The organism is Metabacillus sp. 113a, from assembly GCF_050107635.1.
Lineage (GTDB): Bacteria > Bacillota > Bacilli > Bacillales > Bacillaceae > Metabacillus_B.
On the sequence record NZ_JBNILJ010000005.1, the window covers coordinates 24,826 to 47,960 of the forward strand.

The 23,135-nt window shown below is 44.4% G+C and carries 20 protein-coding genes; 18 read left to right on the forward strand and 2 right to left on the reverse strand.

Translation table 11 applies throughout. The annotated features are described in order from the left end of the window. Nucleotides 1-352 precede the first annotated feature (352 nt). The 13 genes from ACQCVE_RS10245 to thiE all read left to right on the forward strand — a co-directional run bounded on the left by ACQCVE_RS10245 (nucleotide 353) and on the right by thiE (nucleotide 16,882). Nucleotides 353-2,584, forward strand: coding sequence for a helix-turn-helix domain-containing protein (locus tag ACQCVE_RS10245; protein ID WP_426862687.1), 2,232 nt, complete (start codon nucleotides 353-355; stop codon nucleotides 2,582-2,584). Nucleotides 2,585-3,193: 609 nt separating this feature from the next. Further along, complete coding sequence (locus ACQCVE_RS10250; RefSeq protein ID WP_426862688.1) at nucleotides 3,194-4,141, forward strand: acetylxylan esterase; 948 nt, start codon at nucleotides 3,194-3,196, stop codon at nucleotides 4,139-4,141. Between the two features lie 41 nt (nucleotides 4,142-4,182). Further along, nucleotides 4,183-5,526: an ABC transporter substrate-binding protein gene (locus ACQCVE_RS10255; protein WP_426844939.1), complete on the forward strand. Its 1,344-nt coding sequence runs from the start codon at nucleotides 4,183-4,185 to the stop codon at nucleotides 5,524-5,526. Between the two features lie 21 nt (nucleotides 5,527-5,547). Further along, complete coding sequence (locus tag ACQCVE_RS10260) at nucleotides 5,548-6,504, forward strand: carbohydrate ABC transporter permease (RefSeq protein WP_426844940.1); 957 nt, start codon at nucleotides 5,548-5,550, stop codon at nucleotides 6,502-6,504. 21 nt (nucleotides 6,505-6,525) lie between these two features. After that, nucleotides 6,526-7,350, forward strand: coding sequence for a carbohydrate ABC transporter permease (locus ACQCVE_RS10265; protein ID WP_426862689.1), 825 nt, complete (start codon nucleotides 6,526-6,528; stop codon nucleotides 7,348-7,350). 7 nt (nucleotides 7,351-7,357) lie between these two features. Beyond that, nucleotides 7,358-8,326, forward strand: a complete 969-nt coding sequence (locus ACQCVE_RS10270) for a Gfo/Idh/MocA family protein (protein WP_426844942.1) — start codon at nucleotides 7,358-7,360, stop codon at nucleotides 8,324-8,326. A gap of 63 nt (nucleotides 8,327-8,389) precedes the next feature. After that, nucleotides 8,390-9,964: an extracellular solute-binding protein gene (locus ACQCVE_RS10275; RefSeq protein ID WP_426844943.1), complete on the forward strand. Its 1,575-nt coding sequence runs from the start codon at nucleotides 8,390-8,392 to the stop codon at nucleotides 9,962-9,964. 252 nt (nucleotides 9,965-10,216) lie between these two features. Further along, nucleotides 10,217-11,848, forward strand: coding sequence for a M14 family metallopeptidase (locus ACQCVE_RS10280; RefSeq protein WP_426862691.1), 1,632 nt, complete (start codon nucleotides 10,217-10,219; stop codon nucleotides 11,846-11,848). A 103-nt stretch (nucleotides 11,849-11,951) separates the two neighbouring features. After that, complete coding sequence (locus ACQCVE_RS10285) at nucleotides 11,952-12,920, forward strand: S8 family peptidase (RefSeq protein ID WP_426844945.1); 969 nt, start codon at nucleotides 11,952-11,954, stop codon at nucleotides 12,918-12,920. 1,039 nt (nucleotides 12,921-13,959) lie between these two features. Beyond that, on the forward strand, nucleotides 13,960-14,244 hold the full coding sequence (locus ACQCVE_RS10290) for a DUF4282 domain-containing protein (RefSeq protein ID WP_426844946.1): 285 nt from the start codon (nucleotides 13,960-13,962) through the stop codon (nucleotides 14,242-14,244). 386 nt (nucleotides 14,245-14,630) lie between these two features. Beyond that, nucleotides 14,631-15,443, forward strand: a complete 813-nt coding sequence (gene thiM / locus ACQCVE_RS10295; RefSeq protein WP_426862692.1) for a hydroxyethylthiazole kinase — start codon at nucleotides 14,631-14,633, stop codon at nucleotides 15,441-15,443. Between the two features lies 1 nt (nucleotide 15,444). Further along, nucleotides 15,445-16,254 carry a bifunctional hydroxymethylpyrimidine kinase/phosphomethylpyrimidine kinase gene (gene thiD / locus ACQCVE_RS10300; RefSeq protein ID WP_426862694.1) on the forward strand — a complete coding sequence of 270 codons (810 nt, stop codon included), beginning with the start codon at nucleotides 15,445-15,447 and terminating at the stop codon, nucleotides 16,252-16,254. Then, nucleotides 16,247-16,882 (forward strand): thiamine phosphate synthase, encoded by a 636-nt coding sequence (thiE, locus tag ACQCVE_RS10305; protein WP_426862696.1) that lies wholly within the window; start codon nucleotides 16,247-16,249, stop codon nucleotides 16,880-16,882. Before thiD ends, thiE begins: the two co-directional genes overlap by 8 nt. A 12-nt stretch (nucleotides 16,883-16,894) precedes the next feature. Here thiE and ACQCVE_RS10310 read toward each other — a convergent pair whose 3' ends face one another. Further along, nucleotides 16,895-17,569, reverse strand: coding sequence for a serine/threonine protein kinase (locus tag ACQCVE_RS10310; RefSeq protein WP_426844950.1), 675 nt, complete (start codon nucleotides 17,567-17,569; stop codon nucleotides 16,895-16,897). A gap of 301 nt (nucleotides 17,570-17,870) precedes the next feature. Here ACQCVE_RS10310 and ACQCVE_RS10315 point away from each other — a divergent pair, with 301 nt between their 5' ends. The 4 genes from ACQCVE_RS10315 to ACQCVE_RS10330 all read left to right on the forward strand — a co-directional run bounded on the left by ACQCVE_RS10315 (nucleotide 17,871) and on the right by ACQCVE_RS10330 (nucleotide 20,356). After that, nucleotides 17,871-18,194 (forward strand): YnfA family protein, encoded by a 324-nt coding sequence (locus ACQCVE_RS10315; protein WP_426844951.1) that lies wholly within the window; start codon nucleotides 17,871-17,873, stop codon nucleotides 18,192-18,194. 113 nt (nucleotides 18,195-18,307) lie between these two features. After that, the gene (locus ACQCVE_RS10320; protein ID WP_426862698.1) at nucleotides 18,308-18,595 is read left to right on the forward strand and encodes a hypothetical protein; all 288 of its coding nucleotides are present in this window, start codon (nucleotides 18,308-18,310) and stop codon (nucleotides 18,593-18,595) included. 258 nt (nucleotides 18,596-18,853) lie between these two features. Continuing rightward, nucleotides 18,854-19,600, forward strand: coding sequence for a thermonuclease family protein (locus ACQCVE_RS10325; RefSeq protein ID WP_426862700.1), 747 nt, complete (start codon nucleotides 18,854-18,856; stop codon nucleotides 19,598-19,600). 72 nt (nucleotides 19,601-19,672) lie between these two features. Continuing rightward, nucleotides 19,673-20,356, forward strand: coding sequence for a TIGR02206 family membrane protein (locus ACQCVE_RS10330; RefSeq protein ID WP_426862701.1), 684 nt, complete (start codon nucleotides 19,673-19,675; stop codon nucleotides 20,354-20,356). Here the strand turns inward: ACQCVE_RS10330 and ACQCVE_RS10335 are convergent. Beyond that, nucleotides 20,339-21,874, reverse strand: a complete 1,536-nt coding sequence (locus tag ACQCVE_RS10335) for an FAD-dependent oxidoreductase (RefSeq protein WP_426862703.1) — start codon at nucleotides 21,872-21,874, stop codon at nucleotides 20,339-20,341. The genes ACQCVE_RS10330 and ACQCVE_RS10335 overlap by 18 nt on opposite strands. Before the next feature lie 157 nt (nucleotides 21,875-22,031). Here ACQCVE_RS10335 and ACQCVE_RS10340 point away from each other — a divergent pair, with 157 nt between their 5' ends. Next, nucleotides 22,032-22,787 carry a tryptophan-rich sensory protein gene (locus ACQCVE_RS10340; RefSeq protein WP_426844956.1) on the forward strand — a complete coding sequence of 252 codons (756 nt, stop codon included), beginning with the start codon at nucleotides 22,032-22,034 and terminating at the stop codon, nucleotides 22,785-22,787. Nucleotides 22,788-23,135 lie beyond the last annotated feature (348 nt).

Genomic DNA, 23,135 nt, shown 5'->3' on the forward strand with positions numbered 1-23,135 from the left:
GATTGCAGCCTGCAGGTATTCACTTCCTGCATGGCGGTGAGGTGAGCTTCCTCTGCGCTGCCTGCTGCAGAATCTCGCTTGTCCCGCCGTTCCAGCCGGCACTCATCAACACGTATTTACATTCATCATCGAGCTTTAACATCGCCCAAAAATATTCTAGCCGGACTCTTACACAATTTTTTATTTTACAAGACAATCCATTGGATTTCAAATCTGGAGGACAGCAGTGCACTGCTTTTTTTGATGACAAAAAGGGACTTGGAGCCGAAGCTGCTTCGTAAGAATAGAAGGAATTGGAAGAGGGGGACTCGAACATATAGAACAAAGGTCTGATGCAGAGGGGGCATCTACAATGTGGAAAAATAAATTTTACCGGACACTTTTCTATTCTTTTTGTTTCATTATCATTCTTTACTCAGTTGGGGTCTTTGCAGTTTATTACATGAAAAATATGGAAATAAGCCGTGTTGAGAGAAACAGCAGTCAAAAGCTTTTGCTGCAGCAGGTGCAGGAAATGATGGATCAGCGTATTCAAGTAGCCCTGAATGGGATGATTCAGCTGGAAACAAGTGAAGCCTTCAAGGATTTTACGCGTTTTTCCCATACAGAATTAAAGTATTACCATATGGGCAGGGTACTTCAGGAGCTTCAGCGCAACAAAACAGCATTCTCCAACTATGATTATGATATCTCCTTGATGCTCCAAAATGATGACACGGTCATCACCTCAAAACACACCATGCCAGCCGACCGGTTTTTTAATGAGCTTCACGTTACAAAGGAAGCGAGGAGGAATTTCCAGAATTTTGCGGAGGACACAAGCTGGTCCAGCTATTTTGAAACGGTCCTCCTCTCATTTAATGAGGACAGTGATACTTTTTCTTTTGTAAAAAAATATCGCATCAGCTATGAAAAAACGGCTCTGTTTTTCCTCTCGTTCAATAAAATTAACCTGCTGCCTGAGACAGAAAAAACGAAGAATACCGACCTGATGATTATCTCCGGAAAGGAGATTCTTCCGCTTGATTCAGGTGAAAAGAAAAACAGCGTTTTAAACAGGGAGCTTTTAACTGTGATATCTGAGAAAAACGAACAAGTTCCTTCATACTGGAAAATAGAAAAGGATAACCGAATCATTCATACGATCGGCTCTAAAAGCCTGAAGGATGTGCAATTTGTATACGCGGCCCCTTTAAATGCTGAACAATCCGGTCAAAACAGCCAATGGCTTGCGGCGGCCCTTATTCCTGCTGCCCTTTTGCTTGCCGGATTCGGCATTGCGTATCCGCTTATCCGTCATACGTACCGTCCTGTACAGGAAATGGTAGCTGCAATTAGAGAAGAGGACGATCCAATGGCGGCTGGTGAGGATGAATTTGTTCTCTTTCAGGAAACAGCAAAGCGGATGAGAGAAGCGAACCGGGAACTGTCAAAAGTTCTTAAGGACAACCAAGTCCCTCTTAAAATGAAATTTTTATGGGATGCCATACATGGTCTTCTGCCTAAACATCAAATTCTTCGCGGCATGGAACAGTTTCAGCTTGATTGCTACAAAGGAAAAACAACTGTATCAATTATTGAATTCGATTACAGCCGTATGCCGCTTCTTCAGGAGGGAAGATCAAAGCTTAATGTCCAGGCTGTACAGCTTCTGAAGGAAGTTCTTGGTGAAGACGTGCCATTTGAGCTTGCAGAGCTTTCTCCTGGAAGATCCGCTTTAATCACAGCCGGAATTTCTTCTGGAGAGTTAAAAAAGAAACTGACGGCAGCCATAAATTTTTTGGATTCTTCGATAAGCCGGCACATCACGGCTGCAATCGGTCAGGAGGCGGATGATTTAGCAAGCTCGGACCAGTCATTCCAGCAGGCTAGCGAACTGCTTGAAAACCGGCTTTCAGTGGAAAAAAAGCAAATATTATGCTGGGACGACCTCTCCGTAAAGTTAATGCAGACTTTTTATTATCCGCTTGAAGTAGAAAAAGAACTGATTCATTATTTTATTCAGGGAAAAAAAGAGAAGGCCTTTCAAATATTAAACCGGATACTGGAAGAAAACCTCGATGAAAAGAACTTGAATAAAACCGCTTTATCCCAATTCGTATTTGCAATGGCTGGGACGGTAAACCGGATTATTCAAACTTCTTCAAGAATTCCTGATGAAATGCTTCACCTTGAGCTTAGTGCCATTCGGGACCGTGAGACCCTGAAAGCAGAAATTGTCAGGACGTTCTCCAAGGCATCTGCTGAAATTACTTCTGTAAGAGAAAGTTCATCTGCTGCATCACGGATTGTCGCTTATATCCATCAGCATTATAATGAAGACCTTTCACTGCAGGACCTTTCCGATTATTTTCAGCTGACGCCAAGTTACATCAGCACCATCTTCAAGGAGTATTCAGGTGAGAATTATAAGGAGTACCTTAATCGATTCCGAATTCAAAAGGCAAAGGAACTCCTCTCTGACAGAAACATTAAAGTCAGTGAGGCGGCTAGTCTTGTCGGCTATAATAACGTAAATACTTTTATTCGTCTTTTCAAAAGATACGTAGGATTATCACCCGGGCAATATGTGAAAATGGATTGAAAATTAATTCGTATCAGCAGGGATTGCACAGTAAGCTTTCTCCCTTCTACGATTGGTATGTTCTGGCTGATTTCCGCTTCAGGCTGCACCCTTTTAACGGGCTCTTGTCTTCGCTTCTCGGCAGCGGGATTTCTCACCCACCCCCGCTGCTTTTACATGCAGTCTAACCACTTCTTTGGATCGAGCGATTTTTTTGAATAAATACCCCGGTATGCGGGGGATTTTTTATTACCTATTTTCCTTCTTCAGGGCTTCTAGGCAGGCCCTGCTTTAATTTGCTTTAAGGGTGTCAAGTGCAAGCAGCAGGCTGATTTCAGACTGCTCGTTTAAATGAAAACGCCCGCATTTTCTCCCCTGCAAGTCGAGTGAACGCCCCATTTTATATTCATTTCTTTTGATAAACCTCTATTTCTTTCTAATTTCGTAAAAAATGTGTAAAGGTACAGAAAATTGAGATAGTTATATCCTGCTTCTTTCCTATAAGATGACAACAGGAACTAGAAAGCGCTTACAAGGAGGATGATTCAATAACTCAATGTGCTGCTTGGATCCTCAGCCAGCAAAAAGGTATCTGTTCTGAAAGTCTTGTCAAGGGGGGATGGTTCAGTTTTGGAGCTTTATAAACAAAAATTGAATGAATGGAACACCTACTTCCCGCCACTTACTAAGCAAGATGATTTTGAATTTTTTTGGCAGGAAGCATTGGAAGAGAGCAAAAAGATTCCATTAATGGCAGAAGATGGAAAAATAAACTATCCAATTCGCCAGGCAAATGTTTACAAAGTAATTTATAGAGGGATGGATGGAACACCCATCCACTCGTATTTGCTTCTTCCGGATACACCCAAGCCTCACCCGTGTATTATCCGATTCCACGGATATGGGGGATCTAAGGGGTCTCCGGCTCAATACATGCATTGGCTTATTCAGGGCTATGCGGTTCTGGCAGTTGACTGCAGAGGACATGGAGAGACGGGTGATTCAGCCTCATATTCTAGAGGCCATGCCGGTTCCTGGGCAACGATGGGTTTGGGAAACAAAAGGGAGTATTATTACTTCCGGGTTTACACGGATGCTATCCGTGCAGTTGATTTTATCATGAATCATCCGGCGATTGACCCTAATCGCGTAGCTGTTATGGGAGCAAGCTTTGGGGGCGGGATCAGCCTCGCTATCGCAGCCCTTGACGAGAGGCCATGTTTATTCATCGCTGATGTTCCGAATATGTGCCACATTGAGCTCGCGCTCGAACAAAAGCTTGAAGGCTCATTAACCTACATTGAATCCTACTTAAACAAATACCCGGATCGAACGGATAAGGTGTTAACAGCTCTCTCCTACTTTGACCATTTGAACTTTGCAGACCGGATTAAGAGGCATATCCGCATTTCGGTCTCATTAAAGGATGTCATTTGTCCTCCCCTTTCGGTCATGGCTGTTTACAATCGAATCCAATCACAAAAGTCACTGCTCGTTTATCCGTATTCAGGACATGATATTGCAGCTCATCCTCAGCACGTTGACTCTACAATCGAATGGATTGCCAAGCATTTATAAACCATTATTAACTCAAAAAGGCTATAGGGGGAAAACAGGATATGAAAAGAAAATGGACGAATGGATTTCTTATCGCGGTCCTCATCATAACGGCTTTGATGGGAGGATGCAGCAGCACAGCAAGTAATGGGAGCGGTGAAGGTAAAAAAGATACTGAAAAAATGACCTTAACCCTTGGGTACTACTCTTCCGGGACAACGGATAAAAGCATGAGTGAAGTCATTAAAAACTTTCAAAAGGAAAACCCAAACATCGAAATTAAAACACAGACAGCTCCATACGGACAGTTCTTTCAAAAGCTTGATACGCAGATAGCAGCAGGAAGCCAGCCTGATATTTGGCTTTCGGATGGGGTTTTTGTACAGAAATTCGCAGAACGTGATGCGATTCGCGATTTAACACCTTGGATTGAAAAAAATCTAAATACGGATGATTACTACGGTTTTGATTTTAACAAAGATCCGGAAGGAAAGTACTGGGCCGTTCCGGAAGGCGTGCAAATTGCTTCTCTTTTTTATAACAAAGATATGTTTGATAAAGCTGGGGTCGATTATCCGACAGAAGAATGGACATGGGATGATCTTAAGGAAGCTGCTGCGAAGCTGACGCTGGATGGAAATGGTAAAAACGCGACTCAGTCAGGTTTTAATCCGGATTCCGTTTCACAGTATGGCTATTCTTTCTTTAACATTACGGAGGGCTGGTTCCCGATCTTGAAATCATTTGGAGGAGATGTCCTGGATGAATCCCTTCAAAAATCTGTAGTGAATTCTCCGGAAAATAAAAAAGCGCTTGATTGGATCATTGACGGGATGAACAAGGGCGTCATTATTGATCCGGTTGATCTTGAAAGCTTCCAAAGTCCATTTTCTCCTTTTCCAAGCGGAGGAGCTGCGATGGTGACTGGAATTTATGCACGGACGATGGCAGCAAATGAAGCCGGTCTTAATTACGATGTAACGTTGATGCCAAAAGGACCCGATGGGAAAAGAGCGACTTCCGTTATTGCAAACTCATGGGTAATCAGTTCGAAAACAGATGACAAGAAGGCTGAGGCTGCGTGGAAGTTTATTCAAAACTGGGTTACAAACGATGACGTCCAGGAAGAATGGGCAAGGCTTGGTGCAGCAGTTCCTGTAAAAAAATCGGTCGTGGATTCCGATGTGTTCCTAAAATCCAGTGAGACTCCGGCAAACAAACAAGCGTTTGTCGACAGCTTTGAGTTTGCAGAAACCCTTTATACAAACGCTGTGTGGAATGAATGGAATCAAAAGTTTACAGACACGATTTATCCGGCTTTCAGAGGGGAGACGACTTCAGACCAGGCATTGAAAAATGCAGATCAGGAAATCCAGAAGGTGCTGGATCAATTTTATAAGAAGTAATGGAAGGGTGCAGACAACCTTATGAAGGAGATAAAGATAAGCAGTCAGGAGACCATCGTTTCTGTACCGGAGCCTAAAAGAAGCTGGTGGAATGAAGGGAGGAAGTGGGGACTGATCATGGTCCTCCCTTACCTTATTCATTTTGTGTTTATTGGGATTACATTTGCAGCATCCCTTTATTTCAGCTTTACGAACTATGATCTCCTCACTCCCCCTGAGTGGGCGGGTTTGGACAATTATTCTAAGCTGGCTGAGGAGCCTTTGTTTTGGAAGTCATTCGGAAATACTTTGTATTTTACTGTTTTATTTGTCCCTTTGCAGACAATTCTCGCATTAATTTTAGCGGTTGCCCTCAACCAAAAATTAAAAGGAATGAAGCTTTTCAGGATGGCTCATTTTATACCCGTAATATCTTCCTGGGCGGTTATCAATTTCGTGGCAGATGCTATATTTAATCCCCGTTTCGGAGCGGGGAATCATATTCTGACAAGTCTGGGGCTGCCTGCTCAAAAATGGCTGAATGATGAAGCGATGGTCATTCCATTGCTGGTCGGGATTGCTGTGTGGAAAGGCGTCGGCTATATGATGATCATTTTCCTGGCGGGTCTGCAGAATATACCCGGAGAGCTTTATGAAGCAGCTGACATTGATGGAGCAAGTTCCCTTAGGAAGTTCTTTAAAATTACAATGCCTTTAATATCAGCAACCACATTTCTCGTATTAATTCTGAGCACGATTCATACGTTTCAGGCTTTTGAACAGATTTATGTTATGACAGGGGGAATTCATGATGTGGCGCAAATGGGAGGACCGAACAACTCCAGTCTTGTGCTCATGCTTTACCTTTACCGGGAAGGCTTCTCGTTTCTTAAGATGGGCTATGCGTCTGCTATTGCGTGGGTATTGTTCGCCGTCCTCTTTATCTTTACGATGATTCAAGTCTTCGTCCAAAAGAAATGGGTGTATTACGATAAATAAAAAGAAGGGGGCTTCGGACATATGCAGCATTCCCGTCAGAGAAAATGGACAGCTTATGTGATTATTGCCATCAGTTCGCTAATCATGGTTGTCCCGTTCCTAACAGCAATTTCAAATTCTTTGAAAACCTATGCCCAATACACGAAGGTGCCTCCCGTGTGGATTCCGGATCCAGTACAATGGAGCAATTATCCTGAGGTTTTTCAGCTGTCGAACTTCGGACAATATACGCTCAACAGCGTGATCGTCTCCGTCCTGGCGATTACGGGGAGCGTTCTCTCAAGTTCCATGATCGCCTATGCATTTGCAAGGCTTGATTTTCCTCTCAAAAATACATTATTCATGCTTGTTCTCGGGACGATGATGATCCCGCCGGTTGTAACGATCATCCCGCAGTTTATTATTTTTAAGGAGCTTGGAATGCTGGACACCCTCACCCCTTTATGGATTCTGGAATGGCTCGGCCAGCCATTTGGAATTTTTCTAATGAGGCAGGCATTTATGAATATTCCGGTGGACTATGAAGAAGCCGCAAAACTCGATGGCTGCAATCCATTTCAAACGTACTGGAAGATTTTCCTGCCAATGTGCAAGCCTTATTTGGCTACTTTAGCTATTTTTACTTTCCTTTCAAAGTGGAACGAGATCCTTGCACCTGCCATCTTTATCTCAACAGAAGAAAAATACACACTTCCGCTCGGAGTTCTCGCGCTTGGAGGCCAGTTCTACGGAAACGAACAATATATGGTTGCCGCTGCGTTAATGAGTCTGCTGCCGATATTAATCGTGTTTTTATTCGCAGAAAAATACTTTGTCCACGGTGCCGGCTCATCCGGTCTGAAGTAGGAAGCGGATGCAGCATTTTCGGCTGGCCATTATTGGAGCTGGAGCCATATTCAGCAATCATAGACAGGCAGTCAGCCAGGTGCCCGGGCTTGAGTTCATTGCGGCGGCTGATCTTGATGAAGGGAAAAAAGCGCAAATCACCGGACAGGGCCTTGCTTATTATAAAGATTACAAAACTATGACACTTTTGGAGAAACCGGATGCAGTTGTGATTTCGCTTCCACATCATCTTCACAAGGAAGCAGCTATCTGGTGTGCCGGACAGAAATGTCATCTGCTAATTGAAAAACCGCTTGCAATCACTTATCAGGATTGTCTGGAAATTGAACATATTTGCGATATAATGGAAATAAAAGTAATGACTGCTCATGTTCAGCGCTATTTTCCTGAAAAACAGGCAGTGAAAAAGATCATAGTATCCCGTAGGCTGGGGAACCTCTTGGGGATCCTAGACAAAAGGCATCTGCCCTATTTTCATTCCGCCAGGCCCGGCTGGTTTTTTGAGAAAGATCAGTGCGGCGGAGGAATTTTTATGAACCTTGGAGCTCATTCTTTCGATAAGATTCTATGGCTGACAGACCAGAGGCTTGAGGCGGTCAGTTCAGATCTAAAATGGCACACCCGCTACCAGGACATAGAAAGCTCCGGTTGCGCATTCTTTAAAACGGAGAAGGGAATCCCGGTTAAAATTGAGCTTTGCGGCGAAAACGATGATTTTGTAAATCAAACCGAGCTCCAATTCACAAAAGGAAAAATTTTATTGGAAACCGGCGCTGGTGCAAGGGTTTTTTCAGATGGCAACTGGTCCGTGCTTTCCCATTCAAATGTTGATCCGTTCAATGGGCTATATGAGGAGTCTCAACGGCTGTTATCTTCAGCAGCTGAGCGGACAATGTTCATAGAGGAAGCAAAAGAAATCGTTCATCTCATTGAAACCATTTATTCACTTAATAATAATTTAGGCGGGTGTCCATAAGGGAACCCGCTATTCCTGCAAATCCGTGCTGTATGGGAGTGCTTTTGGGGAGGGGGAGAAAAAATGAGAAATAGAAATAAACTGTTGATTATGCTTGCTTCAGGTTTGCTGATGTATTCAGGATCAGCGTGCAGCCATCCAGTTGCCGCACCCAAAAAAGAAAATACGGAAAACGAAGAAGAAAAAGTGGATCATCGCTTTAGAGCAAGCAAAAAACCGTTGGAAATGACGATTCATCTTCATTATAATGACGGAACGGTTATATTTAATGATGATTGGAGCACATTCAAAAAAGCTGCGGAAGCTACAAATATAAGCCTCAAAGGTGTGGCTCCCCAAATCTCAACTAAAAGCGAAGAGGCATTCAATTTGATGATTGCTTCCGGAAAAATCCCGGATTTTGTTTTTGAGAAAAAAGAAAATCTTAATAAATATGGAAAGGAAGGAGCCTTTATCCCGCTTGAAGATTTAATTAAAGAACATGCTCCCCATATTCAAAGCTATCTCGATAGGATGCCGGAGATCATGAAGGTTTCAAAGGCTGCTGATGGCCATCTGTATTATCTGCCTTTTATTGCAGACGGAGAAGCAGCTGAAGGCTGGTTTATCCGCAAGGATTGGCTGGATAACCTTGGACTTGAGGTGCCGCAGACAGTGGAGGAGTATTACAAGGTGCTTAAGGCTTTCAAAGAGAAAGATCCGAATGGAAACGGCAAAGCAGATGAAATTCCTTTTTTTACGAGAATCAATACAAGAATCTTTGATTTGGCCACCCTCTGGGGAGGATTCGGTGATTTTTATGTCGATGATGGTAAAGTGGTTTACGGTCCGATGCAAAAAGAATTCGGAATCGCGATGCAAAACCTGGCGAAATGGTATGATGAAGGGCTAATAGATCCTGAAATTTTCACGCGGGGTGCCTTGTCGCGGGATATATTGTTCGGAGAAAACAGAGGCGGTTCAACTCATGACTGGTTCTCGAGTACCACAACGTATAATCATATTTCTAAAAAACACACGCAGGACTTCCTGCTAATCCCCATGGCTCCTCCAGAGAACTCAAACGGAACACGTATAGAACCGACCATTCGATCACCGTTTAATAATTACACAGGGATCGCAATCGGCCACTCCGTTAAGGACCCTGAAGCGGCGATAAAATATTTGGACTACTTCTTTACAGAAGAGGGGAGAAGGCTGATGAACTACGGCGTGGAAGGGGAAACGTATACGGTGGAGAATGGAAAGCCCGTATTTAAAAAGGATGTGTTAAACAGTCCGGATGTCCCGGGAGCGCTGCGCTCTATAGGTGCCCAGATCATGTTCGCTTATCATCAGGACTTTGAATATGAAAAGCAATGGATGGATCCCCTCGCCCTCGAAGGTGTAGAAGATTACGTTCAGAATGATTACTTTATTAAAGAAGTTCCGGCTCTGAATTTCACAGAAGCAGAAGAGAAAATAAAAAATGATATAGAATCGGAGATTACGGCGTACAGGGATGAAATGATCCAGAAATGGATGATGGGTGCAGAAGAAGTAGATTTTAAGAAATTCTCAATAAAGCTTCAGGATATGGGGATTGAAAAACTGATCAACGTTCATGAAGAGGCTTATAAAAGGTATTTAAGTGAATGACTGCGTATACAATCTCAAGTTAGCTGCCAATGATCTAACTCCAAATAGGTTATTGAATTGCCTCCGCACTATGTAACCAAAGCAGATAGTCCGTGCCGGTTTATAACGACTGGCACGGGCAGATGGCCCCGCATTACCCGTCAAAATCCCACCTCATGACTAAAGCCTCAACATAAAATCACATATTTCATAATATTTAGATAAATAAATGATTTCTATATACTTTACTTATACAAGGAAAGGAGTGGTGGAATGAAAAGGCATTTGATTATATGGGCTGCTTCTGCAGCGGCCGCAAGCCTCATTCTGACAGGAGGAAACCCGGAAGCTGCTTCTGCAGCAGAAACCCCATACTATGGGAAAGAGTACAGCCAGCCTCAACAAGTACTGGACTTGTATCCAGAGCTGGAACCACAGGTTATGACCCCGGCATTTTCACGAAAGGGTGAGGCATTCACATCCCAGGAGGAAATGGAAGAATATGTAGATGATCTCCAGAAGAGAACGAGCCATCTTACGGTTAAGGAAATAGGAAAGTCTGAGTCAGGCCGATCCATTCTAGGTCTGTATTTTTCTAAAGATAAAAAGATCTACCCGTCCTCTCTTTCAAGAAAGCCTACAGTATGGCTTCAGGGACAAATTCACGGGAATGAGCCTGCTGCAGGAGAAGCAGTCCTCGCTATGGCAAAAAAGCTATCCGGAAAATTCGGAAATGATGTTCTGGACCATATTAATGTCATTATCGTACCGAGAGTGAATCCCGACGGCTCTTATCTGTTCAGCCGTCAGCTTAAAAACGGGCTGGATGGAAACCGGGATCATGTGAAGCTTGAGACAAGAGAGCTTCAGGCTATTCACAGCGAGTTTAACAAGTTCATGCCCGAGGTTGTAATTGACGCGCATGAATATGGAGCAGGCCAGGAATTCAGCAAACTGGGACTTCTAAAGTATCATGACGTCCTGCTGCTGTCAGGGAAAAATCTAAATATCCCGGAGCGGATCCGGAACATTTCAGATGAACTTTATATTGAGGACACAGAAGAGGCATTGGATCAACAAGGCTTCTCGAATGAACCCTACTATACAGCGGTTCTGAGCAGCAGCAATGAAATCGAATTGGAAGAGGGAAGTACGGAAGCGAGAATAGGGCGGAATTCTTTCGGTTTGTCACCTGCTATCTCCTTTTTAGTAGAGACCCGGGGCATTGGGATCGGAAGAGAGAATTTTACAAGAAGGGTAGCCGCTCAGATAGCCACTCATGAAAACTTGATTAAAACGACTGCTGACAATGCACGCAAAGTAAAAGTACAGGTAGCTGGAGAAAGGCTGAAGCTTGTAAAAAAAGGACTTCTCCCAAATGATCGGGACAAGATTGTCATAGACAGTGAAAACACGGCTGTTCAAGGCAAAACTCTTGAAATGATCGACATAGAAGAAGGCAGGGTAAAAGAGGTTCCTGTGAAATATAAGAGTGCTTCTGATGCGAAAGCAACACTTGTAAGAGAAAGACCGACGGCGTATATCCTGGAGCCCGGGCAGGAAGAAGCTGCAAAAAAGCTTAGAAATCAGGGATTAAAAAGCTTTACACTTAGAAAAGACAAAACTCTTCCCCTCGAAGTGTTCACCGTATCCAATAAGAAAGAAGACCGGCTTTATGAAGGAATTCAGCTTCATGAAATATCAGCTGAAATCAGCAAGCAGAAGCGAACACTTAAGAAAGGCAGTATCATCTTTTTAACGGCTCAGCCTCAGTCCAATCTGCTCTCTCTATCTCTTGAGCCCGAGTCCGTGGACAGCTATGAAAGCTTTGGATTTATTCCTTCTGAAAAGGGGAAACAGCTTCCGGTTTATCGGTATATGGAGGATCTTCGACAGCTGAAGTAAAAAATAGCTGGATTTGATTTTTTTAGTATGGTAGAATAAGAACAAACGTTCTGTTATCTGCCATGGATACTAATAGTCAGCTATTTCAAAGGAGGACGAGGGTATGAGCAGGGTTCGATTAATTCCATTTAAATTAGAGGAAGTACTTGATTCGGCTACGGAAGAAACCCCTTATGGAATTCAGATGATTAATGCACCGGAGCTGTGGGAACAGGGAGTAAAGGGAAAGGCCGCTGTCATCGCAATCCTTGACACAGGCTGTGATTCAAGCCACCCGGATTTGAAAGACCGCATTATCGGCGGCAAAAGCTTTGTTGAAGGCGATGAGGGGGATTACAGTGACTCCCATTTCCATGGGACACATGTTGCAGGCACCGTGGCAGCAAGTCTGAACGGGCAGGGAGTAACAGGAGCAGCCCCTGAGGCACAGCTGTTGATATTGAAGGTTCTTGGAGACGATGGGAGCGGTTCTTACGAAGGAATCACCGATGCCATTCGCTATGCAGCCGAATGGAAGGGGGAGAACGGGGAAACAGTACGCGTAATCTCCATGTCACTTGGTGGTCCTGAGGATGTTCCTGAACTTCATGAGGCAATCCGCGACGCTGTTGCTAAGCAAATTCTTGTCGTCTGTGCTGCAGGCAATGAGGGCGACGGAAGGGAAGAAACATCTGAGCAGGCTTATCCAGGGTTTTATAAGGAAGTAGTTCAGGTAGGGGCTATAAACGAAAAAAAGGAACTGGCAGACTTTTCGAATACGAACGATGAAATTGATCTCGTTGCACCCGGAGTGAATATTTTATCCACCTACCCCGGCGGCAAATATGCAAAGCTATCCGGGACTTCTATGTCTACCCCTCATGCATCTGCAGCAGCAGCTCTTCTTATTCAAAAAGAAGAAAAAGAATTTGGAAGAGCACTGACAGAACCTGAGGTCTATGCCCAGCTTTGCAAAAATACAGTCTCGATCGGTCTTTCCAAAAAAGCGGAAGGCAACGGGCTCGTATTTCTTAGGGCAAGTGAACAAGAGAGAGCAGATACGAAAAAGCCGTCTGCCGAAGCTTCTAAATAATCGATCAAGCTTTGTCTGATGTGGAAACTTTTGAGAGCCGCTGCGGGTATGGGCGGTTCTTTTGTTTTGGCTATGTTAAAGCGTGGTTTTTTAAAGCGAATGCCTGGAGCAAAAGTCAACAGCGCTTTATTGATTCAGCATTGCAACTTGTTAAGAAAATTGCCGTATAATTATTGCCGGCAGAGTAACCAGCAGATGTTTTTTGATTAAGCCCTGCGGCTTATCCGAGACCTTGCCTGCATGGCGGGTAAAGAGGATTAAAAGGCTCAGGCAGATGAAAAAGCAAGGTGGAAGCAACTAACAAAAAATATGAGAACGCACTATAAAAAGTAAAAAAGCAACGGCTCCCCGGCCGCTGCTTTTTCCATTTAGAAGTGTTCGATAGAATGCACCAGATTAGAAGGTTTAGCTTCTGGAGAGGGTGAAGGATGTTGTGCACTCGCATTGGAGTTCCGAACCAGCAGTCACCTGGCAGTCCTAAGATTCTAATACCCTATATGATCATCAAAAAAGAAAGCAACGATGATAACGAAAACTAGAAGAATGGATGATAGATTCATAAAATGGGCATACTTTGTAAAATAAAGAATTTTCGCCAGGAAATACAATAGTACGGATAATACTGAGCACGCCATACAAATCTTAGAGGTCAGCCTCATAATGAATGATCTCCTTTATCTTTTTCCAGTGCTCCCCTTAAATAAAACGTATTCTTTATTTATATTCTATACCCATAATCTATTCGAAAGTAATGACGCTTTTATGTACCAATTACAAAAGAGGATAATGGATGTGTTTCCCATTCATTATTGGCAGGAAAGGGTTCCTAATGAATCATCAGCATATAAAATAAAGGGATTATTGTAAGATGAATGTCTTGGGCAGATGTACTTCCGATACGTGAGGCTGTCCCTGAGTATAAGCATCCGTACCTGCACACCGGTCCCCGTAAAGCTTATTTCCTATTATCGGGAATGTCTAAGCTTCAGCATGCATACCTTTTGTTTGAAGGTACAATCAATCGGGAGGATGAGTGCAGTTGAAGGAATTTTTCCAATTTAATAAGATGATTACACCGGCTATTATAACGATTATTTTTTATATCGGAAGCGGGATCAGTGTCCTTACAGGATTCATCATGATGGTTAATTCTTCAGATTCAATGACGCCAGGTCTTCAAGTATTGATGGGACTTTTTACAATGCTGCTCGGTCCGTTTGCGATTCGGATTTATTGTGAACTCCTTATTGTGATGTTCAAGATGAATGAGTCTCTTGGAAAAATTGCTTCTGACCGGAATGAGGATGAAGAGAAGCTTGTTTAAAGCTTGCTTAATCGCTCATGGAAGGATACACTACTAGTAAATATAAGGGAACGGGAGCTTGCAGAAGCAGGCTGAGAGTGGGGCTAATCTGCCGCAGACCGGAGGAACCTGTTGGATAATGCCAGCGCAGGGAGAATGTACAGCTTTATCATGTTCTGATGATAAAAGGCATTTTGCTCCTATGCGAAATGTCTTTTTTGCTGTTTATCAGGTGGAGGATCCTTCGGCAGGCGCCCTCCCTTTCTGGAAGCAGGGAAATGGCAGAGGAGGGGCAGTTCAGGGCTGCGGCAGAACAATGCGAACCCTGCAGTAGGTTATTTTCCACATGCCTGCGCTTTCGGCCGTGCTTGCGGGATGCAGCTCTTATCCGGAGAGGATGAATAAAAATGAATGGAAATGATGCTGGGATTTTACTGACCAAAGTGAGAAAGACCAATCCGCTTATACATAATATCACGAATATTGTCGTAGCTAATTTTACAGCCAATGGGCTTCTTGCCCTGGGTGCATCCCCGGTTATGGCAGATGCAATCGAAGAGGTGGAGGAAATGGCTGCAATGGCGGGGGCCCTGGTATTGAATATCGGCACCCTGAATAGCCGGACAGTGGAGTCTATGCTTCTTGCGGGAAAAGCGGCAAATAACCATGGCGTGCCGGTTGTATTGGACCCAGTAGCAGCAGGAGCAACAGAACTGAGGACTAAATCAGCCCAAAGAATTTTAGAAGAGGTAGAAATAGCGGTCATTAGGGGAAATGCAGCTGAAATTGCCAATGTGGCTGGTGATAAATGGACGATTAAAGGCGTGGATTCAGGAAACGCAGAGGGGGACATCAAGGAGCTTGCCATTTCGGCAGCATCTAAGCTTCATACAGTTGTTGCCGTTACCGGTCCTGTTGATTATATTTCAGACGGAGCCCAGGTTATTTCCGTTTCAAACGGTCACCCAATCTTGACGAAAGTGACGGGCACCGGCTGTCTCTTAAGCTCAACTGTAGGAGCTTTTCTGGCGGTCGAAGAGAATCATCTTTCCGCCGCATCGGCTGCGCTTGCTTTCTATGGTACGGCTGCTGAAGCAGCCGTAAGGACTGTGAAGGACCTGGGACCGGGAAGCTTTCAGATGGAGTTTATTAATCAGCTCTCATTAATCAGTGAAAAAGATGTGTCAGAACGGTCAGCTATTGAAGCGGGAAGGGTGTAATATGACGAAAAAAGCATTAACGATAGCCGGATCCGATAGTGGAGGCGGTGCCGGGATTCAGGCTGATCTTAAAACATTTCAAGAGCTTGGTGTTTATGGAATGAGCGCGTTAACAGCAGTAACAGCTCAAAATACGCTCGGTGTGCATGGAGTTTATCCATTATCGGCCGAGGCTGTAACCTCGCAGCTGGAGGCTGTAGGGGAGGATCTTTCTCCTGATGCTGTCAAAACAGGGATGCTTTTCAGCGCAGACATCATAAAAAGTACTGCAGAATCAATCAGGAAATTCGGATGGACCAACGTGGTAATTGATCCGGTCATGATTGCAAAGGGCGGCAGCACTCTCCTGCAGAAGGAGGCAATAAAGGCCATGGTTAAAGACTTGCTTCCGCTTGCTTCAATTGTCACCCCGAACCTTCCGGAAGCAGAGGCGCTAACAGGAAAGGAGATTCGCTCTGAAGCGGATAAAAAAGAGGCCTGCTTTGCCATAGTCGGAATGGGGGCTGCTTCCTGCCTCATTAAAGGCGGCCATGATGGCGACGAAGAGCAGTCTTCTGATCTGTTTTATGATGGAGAGAGCTTCACCAGGCTGACAGGGAAGCGGATTAATACAAAACACACTCACGGGACAGGCTGCACATTTTCAGCTGCTCTTGCAGCGGAACTGGCTAAAGGGGTTTCCCTGCAGGCGGCCGCTGATACAGCAAAACAATTTATCCAGGCCGCTATTGAAGAAACGCTGGAAATAGGAGCAGGTCATGGGCCGACAAATCATTGGGCATACCAGCAAAGGAACAGAGCCAATGATTAAAAACGCGCTGTCTCTCTATTTCATCGCAGGAACTCAGGACTGTCCTAAAGGGATAGAAGAAACTCTTAAGGAAGCAATAGAAGGCGGAGTGACCATCTTTCAATTCAGGGAAAAGGGGAAAGGGTCGCTTCAATCCGCCGAAGCACGTGAAAAGCTGGCAGTTCGGCTTCAAAGCATTTGCAGAACCGCAGGAATTCCCTTTATTGTCAACGATGATGTGGAGCTCGCTCTCACAATCGGAGCAGACGGAGTGCATGTCGGACAAGATGATGCAAAGGCAAGTGAGCTCACCACCCTTTTAAAAGGGAAAATTTTAGGTGTTTCCGTTCACAGTGCAGAGGAAGCAGAGCGGGCGCTTGCAGATGGAGCGGATTATGTGGGAGTAGGTCCCGTTTATCCCACCTCATCAAAAGAAGATGCAAAAGAAGCAAAAGGAACAGCTATAGTGGAAGAAATCCGGAATGCCGGAATAGATGTGCCGATGGTCGGCATAGGCGGAATAACAGCTGAAAACGCAAGGGCTGTCAGAAGAGCTGGTGCTGACGGGGTATCTGTCATATCAAGTATCAGCAAGGCTGAAAGTCCCTTGCTGGCTGCAAGAGAATTAAAGCGGGCTGTCCTGCTGTAAAGTGCAAAACGCCTAGCTTTTTTTAGCCAGGCGTTTTGTTTCTCTGCTTCTTTTCTTTCTTTTATAGTAGCCGCTGATTTTTAAATATTTTTGGTAGCCTTTGCGAATTCTTTCGAGCATCCACCGGGGAATCTTCAGCTTTTTATACCTGGTGAGCGGAAGATACAGCCGGAAATAGGCTTTCTTAAAATCTTTCCACCTTGGACAGCTGAATTCCTCCAGAAAGTCAGAGACGTCAATAACGTAGCCTCTCCCACCCTTCATCATGACATTTTTCCCGTGAATATCGGTTGGATTGAGACCTTTACTGCGTGCGAAGGAAATGGCAGAATCCACATCCTCAATGACCTGTCTGGGGATGAATTTCCCTTTGCGCAAAGCTTCGTATAGGGTCAGGCCTTCCAATTTTCTTAAAACTAAATAACGGTCTCCCGAACTGTACATCTCCGAGTAAAAAGGGTGACTCCCAAGCTGCTGATAAACGCGTCTTTCTTTATCAGCACCTCCCCGGTTGTCTGCATATAGCTTTACTATTTTTCCTGGAAGTTCCTTGTGTTCAAAGACAGCAGCGTAATTTCCCCTTCCGAGTAAGCTCCAGCCTTCAGGAATGTTTTTAACATGGACCGGGTCAAAAGGATCGATGCTTTTAACCGTCACTTTTGCTGCTAATTCTTCTATTATATTCATCTGATTTATCACCTCAGGGAACAATAGGCCCCTCGCTCCATTTTCTTAAGCTGCCTTTGTGAAGATTCTGCTTCTTTTAAAGAGATGGCGGCAATATTATATTTTGATAAACCTATCATACTCTTTTCTTCCGGTCCAGTCATCTACTTAATCGAATGCATTTCTTAACCCTTCCTGTTGAATTAAGAGGAAGGGGGCAGGGAGGTTATTCAGTTCCACTGAAGCCTCTTGGTTTATAAAATATTGGTATGTTATTCTAGTTATTGGAGTAAGTAAATTCAGCAGAAAGCATGTGATGGTGTTGTCTAAATCTATTATTCTGTTCGTCTTGGCAGGCTTGGCCGAAATAGGCGGCGCGTATTTAATCTGGCTCTGGATTAAAAATGGCCTGCCGGTTTGGTATGGGGTACTTGGAGGGCTTGTACTAATCGTGTATGGAATTCTGCCTGCATTGCAGGATTTCCCTAATTTTGGAAGGGTTTATGCTGCTTATGGCGGTCTGTTTATCGTCTTGGCCCTTTTGTGGGGATGGGGGATCGATGGAAAGGCACCTGATTTTTATGACGCGTTAGGAGCGGCATTATGTCTGATTGGGGCTGGCGTCATTCTATGGGCGCCGCGTTAAAAGAAATTTTCTCTTCTATCAGGGGCAAATGAAGTTTCCAAGCTGATAGAATCTGCATACTCTATCAGCGAAAGGAGGGGACTACATGAGCTTTTTATGGGGAAATCGAACGAATGATGCAATGGGGGCTGCAAACGGCAGCGGTCATCGATACCGCAGCGTCCAAGCCAAATCTGCTAATAGCGGCTGCAGAAACAGCAGAGTGCAGGGCAGTTCAGATAACGGCGGCTGCAGAAACAGAGTGCAGGGCAGTTCAGATAACGGCACCTGCAGAAAAATCCAAGGTACTGGCGGCCGCCATGCAAGGAGAAAAGAAAATGTCCAAGGTGCTGCCAATCACTGCAGATCAGGGAATTGTTCAAGGTTTTGTTCAAATGTCTGCAGCACTTTGTTTCCGTTAGGCTTTAGTCAATGTTACAGAGACTGCAGATCTTGTCAGAATGAATAGACTCCAGCAGGTTAAATGCTGATTCTCCACAGGGTTCCTGTGGTGTTTTTTTTTGATGCATAGGGTGGAACCTGTTAGGGTGAGCGGCTATATATAGATGGCAAGCGCCGGAAGGAAAACTATAAAGACAAAACCTGCTTTCTTTCTTTGTATATAAAGGTGTTAAACCTTATAATTAAAGGCACCATCCCTGTAAAGGAGTTTCATAGAGTTGAAAATTAAAATAATTGCTATCCATTTACTCGCAACTGCTGTGCTAACCGGCTGTGCGGATATTGAATCAGCCAGAGGCCCTGCACCCGGCAGCGAAAAACAGCAGGTGGCCGATTTTGAAGAAAAAGGCAAAACTATTCCTGCTAAAGTGATTTCCGTTACAGACGGGGACACGATTAAAGTAGAGCTTGAAAATGGGCTTTCTGAAAAAGTCCGGCTGATCCTTGTGGATACTCCCGAAAGCAGAGGGAAATATGAAGGAAACCCTCAGCCATTCGGAAAAGAGTCATCAGACTTTACACGAAAGCATCTGGAAGGTAAGGATGTAGAGCTGGAGCCTTGGGTAGAAGAAAGGGACCGGTATGGCCGGATGCTCGCGTACATTTGGATAGACGGAAAGTTGTTTAATGAACAGCTGCTTGAGAACGGCTTGGCAAGAGTTGCGGTATATCCGCCTAACACAAAGTATTTGGACTCCTTCGAAAGAACAGAGGAACAAGCTCAGCAGGATAATAAGAATATCTGGTCTCTTGAAGACTATGCATCGGAAAATGGATTTGAAGAAAAAAGAGAGGCTGAAATTCCTGATTCAGGCACTCGCGAGGTGTTTGATCCAAACGGAGAAGACCGTGACTGCGGGGATTTCAAGTCCCATGAAGAGGCTCAGGCGTTTTTTGAGGCCGCAGGACCAGGAGATCCCCATCGGCTTGACCGTGACGGAGATGGTTTCGCTTGTGATAAGTAATGAAATCATGCTTTTCGTTATAGTGGATAAGCCCATTCATAGATGCGCAGAATGAGGATGAGGTGATTATTTATGAGCGGCTCCTTCCAGGTATTCTCGCTTGAGCACGTTTTAACACTCTTCATCATACTTATCTTTTCTCTTCTGATTTTTTTTCTGCGCACCAGATTTAATCTTATTCGCTATTCTCTCGGATTTCTTTTGTTCGGGTCGGAAGCGGCAGAGCAGATTTGGAAGTTTGCGGCTGGAGAGTGGTCCGTCTCTGAAGATCTCCCTCTCCATCTGAGTGATTTGGCTGTTTTGTTATCAATTATCATGCTGTTCACCAGTAGCCGGCTACTGTTCGCATTTCTTTGGTATGCAGGATTGGCCAGCTCGTTTCAAGCGATTGCGACTCCGGATCTCGGTACGTACTCGTTTCCCCACCTTATCTTCTTCTTGTTTTTCCTTTCGCACGGAGGAGTGATCATAGCATGCCTTATGTTTGTTTTTCAAGGCTATAAACCTGGTCTTCAGTCGTTATGGATAACGGCAGCGGTCATCACTCTTTATGGTGCTGCTGTTTACGGCTTAAATCAGCTGCTGGGCTCGAATTACTTATACCTCATGAAAAAACCAGAAGGGAATTCCCTTCTGGAATTTTTAGGGGCATGGCCTTGGTATCTTTATAATATGGAGGCGGTCATGCTTGTAAGTTTTTTTCTGCTGTATCTTCCTTTTTCAAAGCGCAGCCGCCCATCAGTCGATTTTAGGTAGCGGCTTGACAGCAGGACCCTCCAGAATCTCTCCATCCGTATTGAATCTGGAGCCGTGGCAAGGGCAGTCCCATGACCTGTCTCCATTGTTCCATTCCAGGTCGCAGCCCATATGGGTGCAAACAGGCTTTACGAGGGTCACGTTTCCTGCAGTGTCCCTGTAAGCACCGGCCTTCTGCCCGTTTACTTTTAGCTTCGCTCCCTCATCCTTTTGCAGTTCATCCACTTCCTTGTTTGAGTGATTGAACTTTCCTTTTACGAATGCTTTGGCAGTGTCTGTGTTTTGTTTAATAAATTGTGACGCTGAGGCTGACTTGGAAGCTGAACGAAATGGAGAATACAAGTCTGCGAAAGGGTTATCCTTTCCAAGAATGGAATCTGCAGCAATCTGAGCAGATACTGTTCCATTTGTCATTCCCCAAAGACCGTAGCCGGTGGTCATCAGTATATTGGGCTGCTGCTTTGTTATGGGTCCCGCGTAGGGGACTCCATCCAGTGTTTTTAAATCCTGGGTTGACCATCGGTAGCGGATGTCACTTGCGTCTAAATATTTCAGGCCGTATTCAGCGAGTGCTTCATAGCATTGGTAAGTATCTTCAGTCTGGCCGGTTTTATGTCCTTCGCCGCCGATCAGGACAAGCTTTTCTCCATTATCTTCTGCAGTTCTCAATGAGCGCACTGGGTCATCTGCACTGATATACATGCCTTCAGAAAATGGAGACGCTGTTCTGGCTGCAAGAATATAGGATCTTTCAGGTTCCAATTTCGCAAATTGCAGTCCGGAAAAATCTGCAAACGGATAATGGGAAGAAATGATGACATGCCTCGCGCTTACCTTATGTCCTTCAGATGTAACAATTGCCGGCATTTCTGATTTTACAAGCTCTGCAGCCCGGGTATGCTCATAAACAAATCCCCCGGAGCTAACGAATTCCTTCAGCAGACCTGACAAATAAGCAACCGGATGAAATTGGGCCTGATTTTTAAGGCGGATAGCAGATGTTACAGAGAAAGGAAGGGGAGTGCTGTCAGTCAATTCGGCTGGTATTCCAAGCGTTTCATATGCTTTGTATTCAGAATGGATCTTTTCTGCCCCGCTGTCCGTTGAGGCATACAAATAGGCATTTTGAGTACGAAGCTGGCAGGATATTGACAGCAGATCTGCTGTCTCCCGAATAAATCCAAGGGCTTCTTCGTTTGCCATGTAATACTGCTTTGCCCGTTCATCTCCATGATTGTGAATAAGTGAATCGTAGATCAGTCCGTGCTGGGAAGTGATTTTGGCTGTCGTATGGCCGGTTGCACCGCTAAGAATACTTTTTGCTTCAATTAAGGCGGTCTGAACTCCTGATTTTTGCAGGAGATAGGCAGCTGTAATTCCTGTAATTCCACCTCCCACAACCACCGCATCAACTTTTAAGGATTCTGCAAGCGGAGGGAACGATAATTCCTGTTCAACGGGTCTCCATAAAGAAGAGGAAAAAAGTGGCAAGTTCGTTTCGGCAAACTGACTTTTCAATCCATTAACCTCCTGCAAATAAAGATAGTTATCTATACCCTCTCCATAGGTTTTAAATCGGCTGAGGAAGAGTGAGTAGTTTAAGGAAAGGGAAAAGTTTAAGACATGTTCTCAATCATTGGAGGATATGTATGAAGTATAGGAAAGGATGGATCAGATGAAAAGCTTTAAGGTTCTTGCAATAGTCAATGTGCTGGCCTATATAGTTATGGTAGGGGTAAATTTTTTGGCAAATGCTCTCCCTATAAACGGACAGACAACGGGTGAAGTATCAGCGGGAATCCCTGTGCTGTTTGAACCGGCGGGCTATGCATTCGCCATTTGGAGCGTTATTTATATACTCCTCGCGATATGGGTTGTGCGCGCGTTTTTTGCCCCGGTTGCAGAGAAAAACGTTTACAGGGAAATTGGCTTTTACTTTGCTGGGAATGCTCTGCTTAATGCTCTATGGATTGTGCTCTTTCATTATGAATTATTTAATCTGACTATTTTTGCAATGGCAGGGATTCTGGGAACGCTGATTACTATTTATTCCTTAATTGAAAAATCCGGTCAAACCACTTTTTTCCTCAATGTTCCGATTTCTGTCTATATGGGCTGGATTTCCGTAGCGTCGATTGTGAATGTATTTATTGTATTTGAAGCCAACGATATCAGTTCATTTCTTGGACTTGGAGAGCTTGCCTGGACGATCATCATGCTGGCGGTCTCAGCTTTACTCGGTGCATATATGATTATGGGTAAAAATGATCTTGCATACGGACTGGTCTTTATATGGGCTCTTGTCGCTATAGCGGTTAACCAGATGTCTGCCGCACCGGCAGTAGCGAGAACGGCCGCAGCTGCAGCCATTTTGCTTGGGATTTTATCCGTATATAAAGTCAGCGTTTTGCTCATGAAAAAGAAGCTTTAACCTGCCCGCAAAAAAGACCCTGTTTTTCCGTCACTAATGGAAGTAAGGCTGCATCCATTCTTTTGTCTTTATTGAAAAGAGGGAGCACGTTTAAAACAATCCAGGTTTATAGAAGGTCAATTCCCGCTGATTTCCGTTCCAGACAGCTCTTGATATTTGCTACGCACCTAGATTTTATTGTCCGTACTCTGATTTTATGGTCCGTACTTTTCATATAAAGACTTTTCGGCATAATTCGAGCATGTTCGCGCTGTTCTAAGGGCAGAAATTCCACCCGGTTTTGTCCCGCATATTGGTATTTGCTACGCACCTAAATTTTATTGTCCGTATTCTGGTTTTATTGTCCGT